This window comes from Mesorhizobium sp. M7A.F.Ca.US.006.01.1.1, assembly GCF_003997935.1.
GTDB lineage: Bacteria > Pseudomonadota > Alphaproteobacteria > Rhizobiales > Rhizobiaceae > Mesorhizobium.
The window spans coordinates 12,419-29,890 of the sequence record NZ_RZQL01000063.1 but is presented as its reverse complement, the minus strand read 5'-3'; the positions used below and the strand labels follow the sequence as shown (position 1 = coordinate 29,890).

The 17,472-nt window shown below is 61.8% G+C and carries 17 protein-coding genes; 13 read left to right on the top strand and 4 right to left on the bottom strand.

Going from position 1 to position 17,472, the window contains the following annotated elements; genetic code table 11:
- Both EN943_RS13495 and EN943_RS13490 read left to right on the top strand, forming a co-directional pair.
- Positions 1 to 459, top strand: a 459-nt coding sequence (locus tag EN943_RS13495) for a hypothetical protein (RefSeq protein WP_127412972.1), incomplete at its 5' end; no start/stop codon positions are given.
- A 155-nt stretch (positions 460 to 614) separates the two neighbouring features.
- Complete coding sequence (locus EN943_RS13490) at positions 615 to 1,550, top strand: ribose-phosphate pyrophosphokinase (protein ID WP_013530002.1); 936 nt, start codon at positions 615 to 617, stop codon at positions 1,548 to 1,550.
- A gap of 14 nt (positions 1,551 to 1,564) precedes the next feature.
- Here EN943_RS13490 and EN943_RS13485 read toward each other — a convergent pair whose 3' ends face one another.
- Complete coding sequence (locus tag EN943_RS13485; RefSeq protein ID WP_127412971.1) at positions 1,565 to 2,449, bottom strand: helix-turn-helix transcriptional regulator; 885 nt, start codon at positions 2,447 to 2,449, stop codon at positions 1,565 to 1,567.
- 173 nt (positions 2,450 to 2,622) lie between these two features.
- Here EN943_RS13485 and EN943_RS13480 point away from each other — a divergent pair, with 173 nt between their 5' ends.
- Positions 2,623 to 3,864 carry an MFS transporter gene (locus tag EN943_RS13480; protein ID WP_164778187.1) on the top strand — a complete coding sequence of 414 codons (1,242 nt, stop codon included), beginning with the start codon at positions 2,623 to 2,625 and terminating at the stop codon, positions 3,862 to 3,864.
- Positions 3,865 to 3,933: 69 nt separating this feature from the next.
- On the opposite strand, the gene EN943_RS13475 is transcribed toward EN943_RS13480, so the two are convergent.
- Positions 3,934 to 4,791, bottom strand: a complete 858-nt coding sequence (locus EN943_RS13475; RefSeq protein WP_127412970.1) for an alpha/beta hydrolase — start codon at positions 4,789 to 4,791, stop codon at positions 3,934 to 3,936.
- Positions 4,792 to 4,942: 151 nt separating this feature from the next.
- Between EN943_RS13475 and EN943_RS13470 the strand changes: the two genes are divergently transcribed.
- On the top strand, positions 4,943 to 5,371 hold the full coding sequence (locus EN943_RS13470; RefSeq protein ID WP_127412969.1) for a MarR family transcriptional regulator: 429 nt from the start codon (positions 4,943 to 4,945) through the stop codon (positions 5,369 to 5,371).
- A gap of 95 nt (positions 5,372 to 5,466) precedes the next feature.
- On the opposite strand, the gene EN943_RS13465 is transcribed toward EN943_RS13470, so the two are convergent.
- Entirely contained in the window at positions 5,467 to 7,473 is a 2,007-nt protein-coding gene (locus EN943_RS13465) for an EAL domain-containing protein (RefSeq protein ID WP_127412973.1), read from the bottom strand.
- Between the two features lie 293 nt (positions 7,474 to 7,766).
- Here EN943_RS13465 and EN943_RS13460 point away from each other — a divergent pair, with 293 nt between their 5' ends.
- From EN943_RS13460 to ychF, 4 genes are all read left to right on the top strand, one after another.
- Positions 7,767 to 8,801 carry a class I SAM-dependent methyltransferase gene (locus tag EN943_RS13460; protein WP_127412968.1) on the top strand — a complete coding sequence of 345 codons (1,035 nt, stop codon included), beginning with the start codon at positions 7,767 to 7,769 and terminating at the stop codon, positions 8,799 to 8,801.
- 195 nt (positions 8,802 to 8,996) lie between these two features.
- Positions 8,997 to 9,638, top strand: a complete 642-nt coding sequence (locus EN943_RS13455; protein WP_127412967.1) for a 50S ribosomal protein L25/general stress protein Ctc — start codon at positions 8,997 to 8,999, stop codon at positions 9,636 to 9,638.
- A 23-nt stretch (positions 9,639 to 9,661) separates the two neighbouring features.
- Positions 9,662 to 10,387, top strand: coding sequence for an aminoacyl-tRNA hydrolase (pth, locus tag EN943_RS13450; RefSeq protein ID WP_127412966.1), 726 nt, complete (start codon positions 9,662 to 9,664; stop codon positions 10,385 to 10,387).
- Positions 10,388 to 10,478: 91 nt separating this feature from the next.
- Positions 10,479 to 11,582, top strand: coding sequence for a redox-regulated ATPase YchF (ychF, locus tag EN943_RS13445; RefSeq protein ID WP_127412965.1), 1,104 nt, complete (start codon positions 10,479 to 10,481; stop codon positions 11,580 to 11,582).
- Positions 11,583 to 11,631: 49 nt separating this feature from the next.
- Here the strand turns inward: ychF and guaD are convergent, their stop codons facing one another.
- Positions 11,632 to 13,011: a guanine deaminase gene (guaD, locus tag EN943_RS13440; RefSeq protein WP_127412964.1), complete on the bottom strand. Its 1,380-nt coding sequence runs from the start codon at positions 13,009 to 13,011 to the stop codon at positions 11,632 to 11,634.
- A gap of 137 nt (positions 13,012 to 13,148) precedes the next feature.
- Between guaD and EN943_RS13435 the strand changes: the two genes are divergently transcribed.
- The 5 genes from EN943_RS13435 (at position 13,149) to EN943_RS13415 (ending at position 17,398) form a co-directional block, all read left to right on the top strand.
- A complete protein-coding gene (locus tag EN943_RS13435; RefSeq protein ID WP_127412963.1) occupies positions 13,149 to 14,483 on the top strand; it encodes a solute carrier family 23 protein in 1,335 nt (444 codons plus the stop codon).
- A 51-nt stretch (positions 14,484 to 14,534) separates the two neighbouring features.
- Entirely contained in the window at positions 14,535 to 15,197 is a 663-nt protein-coding gene (locus EN943_RS13430) for an HAD family phosphatase (protein WP_127412962.1), read from the top strand.
- Between the two features lie 159 nt (positions 15,198 to 15,356).
- Positions 15,357 to 16,331, top strand: a complete 975-nt coding sequence (corA, locus tag EN943_RS13425) for a magnesium/cobalt transporter CorA (protein ID WP_127412961.1) — start codon at positions 15,357 to 15,359, stop codon at positions 16,329 to 16,331.
- Between the two features lie 123 nt (positions 16,332 to 16,454).
- Positions 16,455 to 16,931, top strand: coding sequence for a MaoC family dehydratase (locus tag EN943_RS13420; protein ID WP_127412960.1), 477 nt, complete (start codon positions 16,455 to 16,457; stop codon positions 16,929 to 16,931).
- Positions 16,928 to 17,398: a MaoC family dehydratase gene (locus EN943_RS13415; protein WP_127412959.1), complete on the top strand. Its 471-nt coding sequence runs from the start codon at positions 16,928 to 16,930 to the stop codon at positions 17,396 to 17,398. Before EN943_RS13420 ends, EN943_RS13415 begins: the two co-directional genes overlap by 4 nt.
- Positions 17,399 to 17,472 lie beyond the last annotated feature (74 nt).

Sequence of the window (17,472 nt, the reverse complement as noted above, 5' to 3'; positions counted from 1 at the left end):
GCCACCAGCAGGGGGGGCGCTCCCGAAACCACCGCCGCACCGGTCACATCAGCCCAAAGCGCGGCCATCCTGTCGAAGACCCGCCTGCAGATCGCGCCGATCGTCGGCGCTTCGGTGGAAGCCGCGACACCTCTGACGGCGGAGTTGCAGACCCGTGCCAGGCAGCGCGGCATCACGCTCGCCGGCAGCGCCGACCAGACGGTGACACATGTGCTGAAGGGCTATTTCTCGACGATGTCGGAAGGCGCCGACACCACCGTCATCTATGTCTGGGACGTCTATGACCCCGCCGGCAACCGGCTGCACCGCATCAATGGCCAGCAGAAGGCCCCGTCGGTCAATTCCGGCGCCAGCGCGGGCGGCGACAGCTGGAAGGGGGTCTCGCCGGCCACCATGCAGGCGATCGCCGACCAGACCATCGACCAATTCGCGGCCTGGCTCGGCGGCAAGGCGGGCTGAAATGTTGCAGGCCGGTGATGGTTCGGAGCTTTCTTGAGTTTAGCCGGCGGATTCCCGATCTCGGCGCTTGCAATACCGGCGCGGGCCGCTAAAAGCCCGGTTAAAGGGCGCAGGCGAGTCCGTCAGGTCTTTCCATCCTCCACCAGGAACCGTGCATGAAACTCTTCGCGGGCAATTCCAACAGGGTGCTGGCCGAAGCGGTCGCCCGGTACCTCAACGTCCCGCTGGGCAAAGCCACGGTCAGGCGCTTCGCCGACCAGGAAATCTTCGTCGAAATCCAGGAAAACGTGCGCGGCGAGGATGTCTTCATCCTGCAGTCGACCTCGTTTCCGACCAACGATCATTTGATGGAACTGCTCATCATGATCGATGCCTTCATGCGCTCGTCGGCCAAGCGCATCACGGCGGTGATCCCCTATTTCGGCTACGCCAGGCAGGACCGCCGCGCTTCCGGCCGCACGCCGATCTCGGCCAAGCTCGTCGCCAACATGATCACCCGCGCCGGCGTCGATCGCGTTTTGACGCTCGACCTGCATGCCGGCCAGATCCAGGGCTTTTTCGACATCCCGACCGACAATCTGTTTTCCGTGCCGGTCATGGCCCGGGATGTGAAGGCCAAATACAAGCAGCTCGGCAACGTCGTGGTGGTCTCGCCCGACATCGGCGGTGTGGTCCGCGCCCGTGCCCTGGCCAAGCGCTTCGACGCGCAACTGGCCATCGTCGACAAGCGCCGTGAGCGGCCCGGCGAATCGGAAGTCATGAACATCATCGGCGCGGTCGCCGGCAAGGATTGCCTGCTGATCGACGACATCGTCGATTCCGGCGGTACGCTGTGCAACGCCGCCGATGCGCTGCTGGCCAACGGCGCCACCAGCGTCACCGCCTACATCACCCACGGCGTACTGTCGGGCGGCGCTGTCGCCCGCATCAGCGGCTCGAAGCTGCAGGAACTGGTGATCACCGATTCCATCCAGCCGACGCAGGGCGTGCTCGACGCCCCCAACATCCGCGTCATCTCGATCGCCGACCTGATGGGCGAAGCCATTTCGCGCACGGCAACCGAGGAATCGGTGTCCAGCCTGTTCGACTAGAACAGCAGCTTCCGCTACGGCGCAGGGCTTTCCAACCGAACCGGGCCGATCAGGCGACGGGCGATTTCCACGCTTTCGCGTGCGCCACGCATGTAGCCGCGCGGCGATGCACCCAGCATGCGCTTGAACATGGTGATGAAGGCCGGCACGCTGTCATAGCCGAGATCAAGCGCCACCCTGGTGATCGGCTCGCCGTCCGCCAACCTGGGCAGCGCCGCGAACAGGCAGGCCTGCTGGCGCCATGTCGACAGCGACAGGCCGGTCTGGCGCTGGAAGGCGCGCGTGAACGAACGCCGGCTCATGCCGGCTGCATCGGCCCACTCATCGATCGTCGCGTGCGGCGATGGTGCTGCGACGAAGCGCCGGCACAGCGCCGACAGCCTTGGATCGGACGGGAATGGCAGCCCGAGAGGCCGTTCCGGCAAGGTCGGGATTTCGTGCAGCAAAAGGTTCATGATCAGCCCACCGCGTCCTTCCAGAACGCCGCCTTGCGGCAGCTTTTCCGATTCCACGATCAGGCTGTGCATCAGGTCGGTGACGCCGACGACGCGCAAGCCTTCGGGCAGCCCGGGGATCGCCTGTGGCATGACATAGACCGAACGCATCGAGACATCGCCCAGCATCTCGACGGAATGCTCGGTGCCGGCTGGAATCCACATCGCGTGGTCGGGCGGCACCATCCAGCGCCCGTAGCGCGTCGTCACCAGCACCACGCCGACAAGCGCATGCAAGAGCTGGCTGCGGCTGTGGCGGTGCTGTGGCACGCGGTAGCCGTCCGGATATTCGGTCGGCAATGCCACCGCCGGCCCGGCCACTTGCTCAAGCCACTGCCAGCGGCTCTCGTGCAACTGGCCGAGATTGGCATTGCCAGCGTGAAAAACTTCTTTGCCGTGCGGCATCCGATATGGCCCACTTGCGAAACTATTGGACCAAACCACGAAAGAAGTCGTGTCGCAAGCGGCTTATAAGGCACCGTCCCCAGGCGCTCCACAGGAGCGTCCGACAAGGCGGCCGCAGGAGCGTCCGTCAACTGCCTGCGGGTGTGCCCGCCAAAAAGACCACGGAGCCTACCTTGACCGATACGACAGCCGCCAGCGTCGCCCCACCGGCGAGCGCCAGTCACGCCTCAGCCCAGGCGACGGCCTTCACCGTCATCCTGGCGGTGAGCTTCTGCCACTGCATCAACGACATCATGCAGTCGCTGCTATCGGCCATTTACCCGCTCCTGAAAGAGAATTATGGCCTCGATTTCTGGCAGATCGGCTTGTTGACCTTCACCTTCCAGGTGACGGCATCGCTGCTGCAGCCTGTGATCGGCATGATCACCGACAAACGGCCTATGCCCTATTCGCTGCCCTACGGCATGGCGTCGTCGCTGATCGGTCTGATCGTGCTCGCCTATGCCGGGCATTATTCGCTGCTGCTGATCGGCGCCTCGCTGATCGGCATCGGCTCGGCGATCTTCCATCCGGAATCCTCGCGCATCGCCCGCTTCGCCTCCGGCGGCCGCTTCGGCCTGGCGCAGTCGCTGTTCCAGGTGGGCGGCAATTTCGGCCAGTCCATGGGGCCGCTGCTGGCGGCCTTCATCGTCGTGCCGTTCGGCCAGACCAGCATTTCCTGGTTCGCCGTCGGCTCGCTGATCGGCATCATCGTTTTGTGGCAGGTCGGCGGCTGGTACAGCCGGCTGCGTGCCGCGCAGGGGACCCGCAAGGCGGCAAGCTTCGTTTCGCCCTTCCCGCGCCGCAAGGTGATGAATGCATTGATCGTGCTGACACTGCTGGTGCTGAGCAAGAATGCCTACATCGCCAGCCTCGCCAGCTACTACACCTTCTATTCCATGCATAAGTTCGGCGTTTCGGTGCAGATGAGCCAAGTCATGCTGTTCCTGTTTCTCGGTGCCTCGGCGCTGGGCATCCTGCTCGGCGGCCCGTTCGGCGACCGCTACGGGCAGAAGGCGATGATCTGGTTCTCCATTGTCGGCGTGCTGCCCTTCACGCTCGCCCTGCCCTACGCCAATCTGGAATGGACGATGGTGCTGACGGTGCTGATCGGGCTGATCCTGTCCTCGGCCTTCTCCAACATCGTCGTCTTTGCGCAGGAACTCGTGCCGGGCCGCGTCGGCATGATCGCCGGCATCTTCTTCGGCTTCGCCTTCGGCATGGGCGGCATCGCGGCGGCCGTGCTCGGCGTCGTCGCCGACATGAAGGGCATCGATTATGTCTTCCAGATCTGCTCGTATTTGCCGTTCCTTGGATTGCTGACCGTGTTCCTGCCGAACATGAAGGAAGCACGCAAGGCGCAGGCAGCCGCCTAGATCAGGCGGGTCTGAACCCACAAAGCACCCGCCTGAGGGCCGGGTGCTTTGTAGTCTCTTCGGAAAGGCCTAAGCCTTGAAGAAGGCCAGCAGGTCGGCGTTGATGACGTCCGCGTGGGTCGTGGCCATGCCGTGCGGAAAGCCCTTGTAGACCTTGAGCTCGCCCTTCTTGAGCAGCTTGATCGTCAGCAGCGCCGAGTCGGCGATGGGAACGATCTGGTCGTCGTCGCCGTGCATGACCAGCACCGGCACGTCGATCGCCTTCAGATCCTCGGTGAAGTCGGTTTCCGAGAAGGCCTCGATACAATCATAATGCGCCTTGGTGCCGCCCATCATGCCTTGGCGCCACCAATTGTCGATGACGCCCTGCGATACCTCCGCACCGGGGCGATTGAAGCCGTAGAACGGACCGGCCGGAACGTCGCGGAAGAACTGGGCGCGATTGGCAGCCTGGGCGGAGCGGAAGCCATCGAAAACCTCGATTGGCAAGCCGTCGGGATTGGCTGCGGTCTTGAGCATGATTGGCGGCACCGCGCCGATCAGCACCGCCTTGGCAACACGGCCTCCGGCGCCATATTGAGCGACATAACGTGCCACTTCGCCGCCGCCGGTCGAATGGCCGACATGAATGGCGTTCTTGAGACCCAGATGGGTGGCAAGTTCCGCCACATCGGCTGCATAGGTATCCATCTCGTTGCCGATATCCGTCTGGGTTGAGCGACCGTGGCCTCGGCGATCATGGGCAATGACACGGTAGCCCTGTGACAGGAAAAACAGCATCTGGGCGTCCCAATCGTCGCTGCTCAACGGCCAGCCGTGATGAAAGACGACAGGCTGCCCGGCCCCCCAGTCCTTGTAGTAAATCTGCGTTCCGTCCTTGGTGGTGATCGTACCGCTGCCGGAGCTGGGCTTGGTTTGCGAGGTCATCTCAATCTCCTTCTGGTTATTTCCGCGATAAACAATATCGCGATAACGATATAGCTAACGCGGCCCAAAACCCTTGTCCACAAAAATATGTATCGCGATATCATTTTTCGTGGTATCGAATTGATGCCCATATTGGCAAAAGGAATGCGCCGTGCCTCTCCCGTTGGACAATCAGCTCTGTTTCACGCTCTATGCCACCAGCATGGCGATCAACCGCACCTACAAGCCGATGCTGGACGAGATGGGCATCACCTATCCGCAATACCTGGTACTGAACGCACTTGGAGAGGCCGACGGCATGTCGGTCGGCACCATCGCCCACAGGCTCGCTCTGGAATCGAGCACCGTCACGCCGCTGGTGAAGCGAATGGAGCAGGCCGGGCTGGTGACCCGCCAGCGCAGCCAGACCGACGAACGCCAGGTGCAGGTCGATCTGACATCAGCCGGGCGCGGGCTGCTGGTGCAATGCAACTGCCTGAACGAGACCTTGATTGAGCGCTCGGGCATGAAGCTGGCCGAGCTCGATGCCTTGAACCGGCAGATCCAGGCGCTACGCAACGCGTTGACCGGCGACCGGTAGCCCACACAGCCCTCGCGTAGCTGTTCGGCCCTGTCATGGGTTGATGGTAGTCAGCGCGGCTTTTGACGGCGGCTACGCCAAACGCCGCACCGCAATCATGCGGACTTGAGCACGGCAAATGACCGTTTGCGCATGGCCCGCTTTGCCTGGAAACTGACGGCGGGAGCGGGACGGCCGACATGGAAGCCCTGGATCTTGTCTATGCCGAATTCGCGCATAAGAGCCATCTGCTCGTCGGTTTCCACCCCTTCGACCAGGATCTTGTGGCCGCGATTTCGAACCAGGGTGATAATGTCCTGCAGCATCGCCTTGCCGCTCGGGGAGCTGCAGTCGTGCAGAAACGAGCGGTCGATCTTCACCGTATCGAAATCGATCAGGCGAAGCCACGAAAGGCCCGCAAAGCCGGTCCCGAAATCATCAAGCCAGATCTTGATGCCGAGCAGCTTCAGATCGCTGATGCAGCGCAGAATGTCGGAGTGCATCTCCATCTCCAGCCCTTCGGTGATCTCGAAGGCCAGCCTGCTGCCGGCGACGCCGGTCTCGCCCAGAATGGTCGCGACGGACGTTGCGAAGCCCGGTGTCTTGAGCTGGATCGGAGAGACGTTGACACTGACGACACGGACGTGGTCATCCGCCAGGAGCTCGGCGCACACCGTCCTTATCGCCCAGCGCCCGAGTTCCAGGATCGCGCCGGTCCGCTCGGCGACGGGAATGAACAGGCTCGGCGGAACCGATGTGCCGTCCAGCATCTTGAGGCGCATCAGAGCCTCTACCGCTTCAACCCGGTCCGATTTGACGTCCTGGATGGGCTGGTAAACGAGTGAAACGAGATTCTGGCCGATCGCGATCTTCAGCAAGGCCGCAATGTTCTCGCTCTCGTCGCTGCTTTGCGGGTCGGTTGGATCGAACAGCCGGGCACAGTTTCGACCGCCGGCTTTTGCCAGATAGAGAGCGCGATCGGCCTCGTGGATGATCTTCTCCAGCTTGGCCCCGGTCTGCGTCCTGGTGAATGCGGCGCCAACGCTCACCGTTACGATCGAGACGCCGTCGCGCCGCAGTTCGTGCGTCAGAGCCAGGTTCTCCACCGTGCTGCAAATGGCTTCCGCTATATCCAGGATCTGCTCTTTTTTCTCCATGCGAGCCAGGACGATGAACTCTTCGCCGCCATAGCGACCGATGGAGCCGTTGTACTGTTTGATCATATCGCTAAGCGCATTGGCGACATGGATCAGGCAGCGGTCGCCTTCCTGATGGCCGTAGCAGTCATTGAATTTCTTGAAAAAATCCACGTCGATGAGGATTGCCCCGAAACTGGTGCCGACCTTTTGCCAATCGCTCCAATAGTCCCGCAGCTTCTCGTCGATCGCACGCCGGTTCTCCAGACCCGTCAGCGGATCGGTCCGCGACAACCTCAGCAAGGCCTTGCCGCGTTCGGTCGCCTCATTGTGCTGGATCTTGGCTTCCAGAGCGTTCAGGAAGACGTTGTAGCGTTCCTCATTCAGTTTCCAGTTCACATACGAAGTGAATGTGAAACAAGATATATAGAAAGCCCCAAATACCATTTTGTATGTAAGGGTTGAAGGAACGAAGTAATTTACGATGTAAAGTATACACAATATTATTGCCGAGGTTACGATAGAAAGTTTGAAATTGAAGGTGAAAAAAAGATTGGCACTCATCATGAATATGGTCCCGAAGACCATATAATAGGAGACGCTTTCCTTGTCCGCGCCCAGAACGGCTGGGCACAACCAGCCGACATAGCCAAAGATGATGGCCCCGGCGCAGGTCACGTCGAGCCATTCCGTCCCGACCCCGTGGCGAAGCTGTGCTTCGAGGATCAAAAGCGCGCTCAAGCCAACCGCGAAGCGCGCCGTGATCGTATAGGCGGCCACATCCGGGATCAGCAGCAGATCGGTTGCCGAAAACAAGAGATAGATGGCCACCGCAATCCAGAGCCCTGGCCTGGCTTCTCCTCTTCGCGTCGCCCGGGCTTCCGTGCGGTAAAGGGTGCGAAGCTCGTCGGCCCCCAGTTCGTAGCGCGGCTCGTACGGCTCCGCATCAACCGCATCGACCAATACGGATGACAGGTGTTCGTTCATCACAATAGACCCCGTTTGAAAGGGATTTTGTTTTCCGAACTCATTTCCAGCTTCTGCCCCCACGCGGGCCGGCTCCTTGGGACGCGACGGCGATTGCGACGCCGGGCAAACAAATGCAATCGCGCAAGACAAGTTTCCGTTAACTCGAACCCGGAATTCGGGCCGGAAGCCGTCTAAAGAGGAACATGGTTTGCGGGAAATTAATCATAACGATAAAATGCTGTTGGCCCGACATTGGCAAAGGGAGCATTCTACGCAATAAGTTAACCGACTGTTAACTATGGAGTGATGGCGTGCAGACCGTTCTTGATGGCAAAAGCTTGATTACTGCCGAGATGCTCGCCGGCACGCTGCCACGAGGAAAGCTCGAGCATCATGGCGAAGCGTTCGAAACCGCTCGCGCAGAGCTTGCCCTCATTCTTCACGCCACACAGCAGCAGGTCGAACAGGACAAGAACCCGGCCGAGATCGTCGGCCGCTTGCTGTCCTACCTGAATGGCCTGCATTCCAAGGTTCATCCCGACGTCTGGCATGCATTGATACCGGTCGCGCAGAACCATCCGATCCTGAAGTATTTTCTCGAGGATCCGCTGACGCACTGGTCCTTCACCAAGCCCAGGGGCTATTCCGGCGACGCGCAGTTGCTCGACTACATCTATTGCGACCCGCACGTGGCAGAGAGCGTGGCGAACGCCTCGGAGGTCGGCAAAGCACTCTATAGCCATACCCAGAACGTACCGTCATGCGTCGCTGCACGGGAACGACGCGACCTCCTGACCCGATATGTCGATGAGATTGCGGCCAAGAACGGACTGCAAACCGAGGTCCTGGCGATCGCGGCCGGCCATTTGCGCGAGGCCAATCGCTCGGTCGCGTTGGCGGAGGGCCGTCTCAAGCGTTGGGTAGCCCTCGACCAGGATCCCCAGAGCGTTGGGCTGATCGCGCGCGACTTCCAGGGCACGGCGATTGAGGCCATCGATGGCTCGGTGCGAACCGTGCTCACGAGGGGCCATAAGCTCGGGAAGTTTGATTTCATCTACGCCTCCGGTCTTTACGACTACCTCGCCCACAACGTTGCCGTGAAACTCACGAAGACCTGCCTGCAGATGTTGAAGCCGAACGGAACCTTTCTGTTCGCGAACTACGCCGAGGGCACCCCTGACGCCGGGTACCGGGAGACGTTCATGGACTGGGTGCTGCTGCTGCGGTCGGAGGTTGACATGTGGAACATCGTCAATGCCAGCGTCGACCGCAACGCCGTCGAGGCGCAGGTGTTCTTTGGCGAGAACCGCAACGTGCTCTACGCCGTCATCGAAAAGCGCGGATAGCACACCCGCCTTGGCTGCGCCGGTGGACATGCCTTTGGCTTGCGCCTCCGGCCGCCTTCCGCTATAGAGCCGCCACCCGCGTAGACACCCTTGGAGGCAACGCGGCGGAAGGCCGCCTCACCCGGCGGCTTTCTACGTTTACGGTCCAGGCTCTGCCAACCGTGAGCGCTCCAGAACAAACCGAAAGGAAATGCCATGAGCCACGACACTTACGAGCTCAAGGCCGAAGCACGCGAACAGGTCGGTAAGGGGTCCGCCCGTGCAGTTCGCCGCAACGGTAAAGTGCCTGCAGTAATCTATGGTGACAAGCAGCCTCCCCTGGCTATCGCGCTCACCTACAAGGACATCTACTACAAGATCCATGGCGGCGGGTTCCTGACCACGATCGCCACGATCGATGTCGACGGCAAGAAGATCCAGGTCCTGCCGAAGGACTTCCAGCTCGACCCGGTCAAGGATTTCCCTGTCCATGTCGACTTCCTGCGCATCGGCAAGGACACTCAGGTCAATGTCGACGTGCCTGTCCACTTCATCAACGAGGACAAGTCGCCCGGCATCAAGCGCGGCGGCGTGCTCAACATCGTGCGTCACGAAGTCGAGTTCCACTGCCCGGCCAATGCGATCCCGGAATTCATCACCGTCGATCTCACCGGGGCCAACATTGGCGACTCGATCCACATCTCGGCGGTCAAGCTGCCGGCTGGTGTGAAGCCTGTGATCTCCGACCGCGACTTCACCATCGCGACCATTGCCGGTTCATCGGCGATGAAGCCGGAGACGGAAGAGACGGCTGAAGTGGCTGCGCCTGAAGCGGCTCCTGCCGCCGAAGAGAAGTAACTCTTTCCCGCCCGGAGTAGACGATGCTTGTCTTTGCAGGCCTCGGCAATCCGGGCGCGAAATACGCTGACAACCGCCACAATGTCGGTTTCATGGCGGCGGACGCAATCGCCCGCCGCCATTCCTTTTCGCCTTGGTCGAAGAAGTTCCAGGGCCTGATTTCCGAGGGCACGCTGGGCGGCGAGAAAATCGTCCTGATCAAGCCGCAGACCTTCATGAACCTGTCCGGCCAGTCGGTCGGTGAAGCGCTGCGCTTCTACAAGCTCGAGCTTTCCGCGCTCACCGTCTTCTATGACGAGATCGATCTTGCCGAAGGCAAGCTGCGCATCAAGACCGGCGGCAGCGCCGGCGGCCACAACGGCATCCGCTCGATCGACGGCCATGTCGGCAACGCCTATCGCCGCGTCCGCATCGGCGTCGGCCATCCCGGCGTCAAGGAAATGGTCCAGCATCATGTGCTCGGCGATTTTGCCAAGGCCGACCGCGAATGGCTCGAACCGCTGCTCGACGCAATCGCCGACAATGCCGCCATGATCGTCAAGGGCGACGAGTCCGGCTTCATGAACAAGGCCAGCCTCGCCGTCCAGGGCAAAGCCGGCGCGGAACCGGATAAGCCTGCGCCGAAGCAGCCGGCGCAGAAACAGCAAAGCCACATCCGCCAGGCACGGCCGCAGCAGACGCCCGCCAAGCCGCCGGAATCCGGCCCGATGGCCGCCATGCTGAAGAAGCTGTTCGGCGGCAAGGACTGAGCTTCAAGGGGATCGTAGGGCTTGACGTTGATCACCCCTATCGCCCATAGCCCTGATCAAATTTAGAGTTTCCCGATAGGACCGGATAAAAATGGGTTTCAAATGCGGCATCGTTGGCTTGCCCAACGTCGGCAAGTCGACGCTTTTCAACGCGTTGACCAGGACGGCTGCGGCGCAGGCCGCCAACTATCCGTTCTGCACCATCGAACCGAACACCGGCGAAGTGGCGGTGCCCGATCCGCGCCTGCAGAAGATCGCGGCGATCGGCAAGTCGAAGGAGATCATCCCGACCCGCATCTCCTTCGTCGACATTGCCGGCCTGGTGCGCGGCGCCTCCAAGGGCGAAGGGCTGGGCAACCAGTTCCTCGCCAACATCCGCGAGGTCGACGCCATCGTGCATGTGCTGCGCTGCTTCGAGGATGACGACATCACCCATGTCGAGGGTCGCATCGACCCGGTGGCCGATGCCGAGACGGTCGAAACCGAGCTGATGCTCGCCGACCTCGACAGCCTCGAGCGCCGCATCGTGCAATTCCGCAAGCGCGCCGGCAGCAAGGACAAGGAAGCGACCACCGTGCTGCCGATGATGGAGGCAGCGCTCGAACTGTTGCAGGCCGGCAAGCCGACCCGCGTTCTGCTCAAAGGCATCTCGGCGGAAGATTTGCGCATCCTGCAGGGCTTGAACCTTCTGACCTCGCATCCCGTGCTCTATGTCTGCAACGTCGCCGAAGCCGACGCCGCCACCGGCAACGAGCACACCAGGGCCGTGGAAAAGATGGCTGCGGCGCAAGGCGCCGGCACCGTGGTGATCTCGGCCGCGATCGAGGCCGAAGTTGCGCAACTCTCCGACGAGGAAGAGATGGAATTCCTGTCCTCGCTAGGCCTCGACGAGCCCGGCCTGAACAAGGTGATCCGCGCCGGCTACGATCTGTTGCACCTCATCACCTATTTCACCGTCGGGCCGAAAGAGACGCGCGCCTGGACCATCCATAAGGGCGACAAGGCCCCTCAAGCCGCCGGCGTCATCCACACCGATTTCGAGCGCGGCTTCATCCGCGCCCAGACCATCGCCTACAACGACTTCGTCACACTGGGCGGCGAAGTGGCGGCCAAGGAAGCCGGCAAGGCGCGCGACGAAGGCAAGGAGTATGTTGTCCAAGACGGCGACGTGCTGTTGTTCAAGTTCAACACCTGATGTGACGGATGTCACGCCGCCGTGGCGGCGTGATCAGCGCCCTCTCCGGCTAGCCGGGAAACCAGCTATTGCCCACTACTCTCCGGCCACTCACCCAGACCGTGGCGATGTTGGCCCGCGCTGCGTTGAGCACGATCTTCTGGAATATCTCCTCAAGCGTATCGTCGGCCATGCCGATGTGAATGTTCGAGGCCGTGGCGCTGGTGTCGATCAGCAGCGCGTCAAACTCATAGCCGATGCGAAAACTGCCCGTCGGCAGATCAAGTGCTTCCGCACCGCCGGCGGTCGCCAGCCAGAACGCCTCCTGGTGCGTGATGGGTTCGCCGGGCGCACCGCGCTGCTCCGGCGGCAGGCCGGCATGCACACCGCTTTGCAGCGTCCTCGACGCTGACAATGCATATCGGCAGCCGTCGAACAGTGACGGGCTGTAACCTCCGGAAATGTCGGTTCCGAGCCCGACATGCATGTGCCGGTCAAGTGCCGCGCGCAGCGGAAATGCGGCATTGGCGAAATAGAAATTGGACAGCGGGCAATGCGCAACACCCGCGCCCCTCTCCTCTATGAGGTTCATATCCTGCTCATCGATGAAATTCGAATGCGCCAGGATGGTGTGCCGGGTGAGCAGGCCGAAACCATCAAGGCTTGCCGCATCGGTTCGGCCGAAGCGCGTCTCGACGAACTGCTTTGCCCAGTCGCTCTCCGAGCAATGCGTCTGCACGTGGCAGCCGAATTCCGTTGCCAGCTTGCCCAGTCCCTGCAATGCCGCATCCGTGCAGCTTGGGATGAAGCGCGGTGTGATCGCCGGCTTGACGAGCGGCCTGTCGCGCGGATCCAGCGCCTTGACCGCCTCGATGAACCGTCTGGTGTCCGACACCGCGCTTGCCGCATCGGCATCGCGGTAGAAGGGCGGGCACTGCTCTGGATCATCCATCACCACCTTGCCGACAACCGCGCGCTGCCCCTTCTCAAGACAGGTCTCGGCAAGCATCAGGCTGGCGTCGACATGGACCGTGGCGAAATAGAGCGCCGTGGTGGTGCCGTTGGCCAGCAGATTGTCGACCAGATCGGCATAGACCTCGTGGGCATAGTCGACGTCGGCGTAGCGCGCTTCGAGCGGAAAGGTGTATTTCTGCAGCCAGACTTCAAGCGGCACATCCAGCGCCTTGCCCATCTGCGGCCATTGCGGCGCATGGATGTGCAGGTCGATCAGGCCAGGCAGCAGGAACTGGCCATCGGCAAGCTCAACCAGCGTGCCGGCCTGGCGTGCGGCGTTCTGCCTGGCCTCGTACTCCGAATGACCAGGCGCCAGGATCTCCGCGATACGCCCCTGCGCATCGATGCTGAACAGATGATCCTTCAGCACCTCCAGCCTGCCGCGTTCGGGCGTGTGGAAGGCGGTGCCGAGCAGCGTGAAGGGCTCTGTCGTCATGTTCGGCTCCGGTTCGGCTAACAGTCTGCTTGGCCTACAAAAAAACAGTTGGCAGATGCTATGGCCGCTGTCCTTTGACCCCGACTGATCCCATGATCGAGCGGGAATTTCTAGAGGGGCCAGAAGGGGAACCGTAGATGGAACGCATTGCGCCAGAGATCACATTGATTGCCCAGCCGGACGATCCGCTGCCATGGGCGAAGGCAGCGCTGCTCGGCCTCCAGCACGTGCTGGCGATGGATGTCTATATCGTGCCGTTCATCATCGCATCGGTGCTCACCTTCAGCGTCGGCGATGCCGGCGCCTTCATCCAGTCCGCATTCGTGGCGGCTGGCATCGCCACACTGATCCAGTCGCAGCTTTTGATGCGGCTGCCGGTCGTCCAGGGGCCGTCCTTCGTCCCGATCGGCGCGGTGCTGGCCATCGCCTTCGGAGCGGGCGGCGGCATCGGCGGCCTTTCCGCCGTGGTCGGAGCGCTCATTCCGGGCGCCATACTGGTCATGCTGCTCGGGTCGCCGACAAGGATCTTCCATCGCCTCGTCAACCGCTTCGTACCGCCCATCGTCGGCGGTGCGATCATCATCGTCGTCGGCGTCGCCTTGATGCCGGTGGCGCTCAAGGAGAGCGTGTTCGCGGTCCACGGCACCGCCACGGTCGGCGGCAACATCGTCCTCGCTTTTATCGCCGCTGCTTTCCTCGTCGGCTGCATGCTGACCGGCATGGCACTTGGCGCGAAGGGCGCCTGGCTTCGCCTGCTGTCCGTGATCATCGCCCTGGTGGCAGGCAGCGTGGCCGCCGCCTTCATGGGCCAGTTGAACATGGCGGGCGTTGCGGACGCGACATGGTTTTCCATGCCGCGAATCGCCTTCCTCAATCTCGACGTGACGTTCTCGCTGTCGGCGACACTGACAATGCTGATCGTCTATATCGTCGTTCTCGCCGAAACCACCGGCACCTGGTTCGCCGTCGGCGCCGTCATCGACAAGCCGCTGTCGGACGAGCAACTCGACCGGGGCGCCACTGGAGAAGGCCTCGGCTGCCTGGTCAGCGCGCTGCTATGCAGCACGCCGGTGACAGGCTATTCGTCCAATGCCGGCATCATTGCCATCACCGGTATTGCCAGCCGCGCCGCCTTTGCCGCGGCCGGCATCTTCCTGGTCCTGTTCGGCCTGATCGGCAAGCTTTCGGCGGTCATCGCCTCGATACCGGGGCCGGTCATCGGCGGCGTTTTCGGCGTCCTCTGCGTCGTCATCGCCATGAACGGTTTCCGCGTCGTGCGCGGTACACCCCTGACCGAGCGGAACATGCTGGTCATCGGTCTGCCGATCTTGATGGCGCTGTTTGCCACGATGGCGCCGCCGGATTTCGTCAAGACGCTCCCCGACCTCGTGCAGTACATCCTCGGCTCATCAATCGCCTTCGGCGCGGTCTGGGCCATCGTGCTGCATCAGATCCTGCCAAAGTCCCGATAGACGCGCCCCGGAGATGAGCCGACCACCAGATATCTGGCCCAAGTGTCGGCTATGAAGCTGATAATATTTGATTGTGACGGCGTCCTTGTGAACAGCGAGGAGATATATCAGGCAGCCGAGCTTGAATATCTGACCGCGGCGGGCATCACGTTCGAACCGGGCGCCTATACACAAGCCTTCATGGGATTGTCTCCCGCTATGTGGCAGGCGAAGCTCGAAGCAATCGGCCAGGAGCGAGCGAAGCCGCTCTCTCCGCGCTTTTTTGAACAGCTTGCCGACTACACCAACGAACGCTTGCGGAAGGATCTGGCCGCCTTACCCGACGCACGGAATGTAATCAGCCGGCTCCCGGCACCGAAATGTGTTGCGTCGAGCACGCCGCTCGCCCGATTGCGTTGGAAGCTCGAACACACAGGCCTTGTCGACCTTTTCGATCCTCATATTTTTTCATCGGACATGGTCGTCAACGGAAAGCCGGAACCAGACCTGTTCTTGCACGCGGCGGGCGCGATGGGCGTTCATGCAAGGGATTGCATCGTGATCGAGGACAGCGTGAACGGCGTCCTGGCGGGCAAGGCTGCGGGCATGCGCGTGATCGGATTTACCGCTGGCAATCATTGCGCCGGCACTCATGGCGATGGTCTGTTGCGACATGGCGCGGATGCTCTCGTCGGCGCATACGAGGATTTGGAGGTCACCCTCGCCAGTCTCTAGATTCGATCCATGGACGCGGCTTCCGAGCTTGTCTTGATTTTGTCACGTCGCAGGTCTAAGCGGCAGATGCACGGTCGGCGCTGACGTCGAGAACCGTGCAATCCAACACGACGCGTCAATCCGAACGCACCCTTTGGCCCCAGCAAGGGATATCAGGCGATGATCAAGGCCTTCGTCGTGGACAATGATCGCCTGCGCGTCGTCGACGATCTCCTGGCGAACAGTGAGACCATCGTCTGGGCGGACCTGTTCAACCCGACAAAGGAAGAGGAAGCGACGATCGAGAGCTGGCTCGGCGTTGCCATTCCGACGCGCGAGGAGATGGAGGAGATCGAGATTTCGAGCCGCCTCTATGTCGAGGACGGCGCCTATTTCATGACCGCCACCCTGCCCGCCCAGACCGAGGTCGACGATCCCTTGATGTCGCCGGTCACCTTCGTGCTCGCCGGCACAAGGCTGATCACTGTGCGCTATCACGAGCCGAAGGCCTTCAAGACCTTTCCGCAGCGCGCCGAGAAGGTGGCCACCGGCTGCACCAGCGGCGACACCATCCTGATCGGCTTGCTGGAGGCGATCGTCGACCGTCTCGCCGATATTCTGGAACGTGCCGGCCGCGACATCGAGGCGATCTCGCGCGATATCTTCGAAGCGCGATCGACCAAGGTTTCCAAGCGCAATCGCGACTTCCAGGGGTTGTTGAAAGCCATCGGCCGCAAGGAGGACATCGCGTCTTCGATCCGCGACAGCCTGATCTCGCTGCAGCGCCTGGCAGGCTTTTTCGCCCATGCCTCGACCCGCACCAAGATGAGCAAGGACACCAAGGCGCGCATCAAGACGCTGTCTCGCGACGTGCTGTCGCTCGCCGACCACGCCACCTTCCTGTCGCAGAAGATTTCCTTCCTGCTCGACGCCACGCTCGGCATGATCTCGATCGAGCAGAACGCCATCATCAAGATCTTCTCGGTCGCCGCCGTCATCTTCCTGCCGCCAACGCTGGTCGCCTCGATCTACGGCATGAATTTCGACGTCATCCCGGAGCTGAAATGGGAACTTGGCTATCCCTTCGCCATCGCCATGATGGTGCTGTCGGCGATCCTGCCCTTCTGGTATTTCCGCCGCCGCGGCTGGCTCTGAGTGGCCTTGTCGATCGGCTGCCACAGGCTGGCGCAGTAGAAATCGCTTGACCAAATGAACGCCGGCCTGCATCGGGAAACCCCGATCCTGGGGATCGTGGGTCGACAAGCCGGATTCCAGACCATGACTGCAGAGATAAAAACATGGGCCTATGAGGATTTCATCGAGGGCGCGTCGATCGACCTCGGCTCGAAGCTCGTGAGTGCCGCCGAGATCGTCGAATTCGCCGGGGAATTCGACCCGCAGCCGATGCATCTCGACGAGGAAGCCGGCAAGGCCAGCATCCTTGGCGGGCTGGCCGCCTCGGGCTGGCACACCTGCGCCATGTTCATGCGCATGCTCTGCGATGCCTTCCTGCTGGACTCGACCTGCCAAGGCGCGCCCGGCGTCGATCAGGTCAGATGGAAGAAGCCGGTCCTGGCCGGCGATCAACTGACCGGCACCCTGGTGGTTGTTGCCAAGCGCCTGTCGAAATCGAAGCCGCAACTCGGCTTCGTCACCATGCGCAGCGAGCTGTTCAACCAGCGTGGCGAAAGCGTCTTCGAGCTTGAGAACTCCGTCATGTTCCTCACGCGCGATGCCGCGGGGAGCCAAGCATGACACTGGACGAGTTCTTCCGTATCGGCACCACCGTCACGCTCGGCTCGCACACATTCGAGCCCGAGGCGATCAAGGCCTTCGCCCTAAAATACGATCCGCAGATCTTCCATGTCGACGAGGAGGCTGCAAAGAAAAGCGTACTTGGTGGCCTCTGCGCATCCGGCTGGCACACGGCCGCGACTTGGATGAAACTCAATCTGGAAAACCGTATGGACGCCGAGGTAGCAGCCTGGAGCGGCCCCGGCCCGGTGCCGGAATTCGGCCCCTCGCCCGGCTTCAGGAACCTGAAATGGCTGAAGCCGGTCTATGCCGGGCAAACCATCACCTTCACGCGCACCGCACTGTCGCACCGCCCGATCGCGTCGCGCCCCGGCTGGCGGCTGCTGGCGCTGTGTTCGGAAGCTTTCGATTCCACCGGCGACAAGGTGCTCGAGTTCGAAAGCGCCGTGCTGGTGAAGACAGAGTAGCTTTTTCCTTCGCCCCGTTTACGGGGGAGAAGGTGCCCGAAGGGCGGATGAGGGGCGGCGCCAGCGTTGGTGTC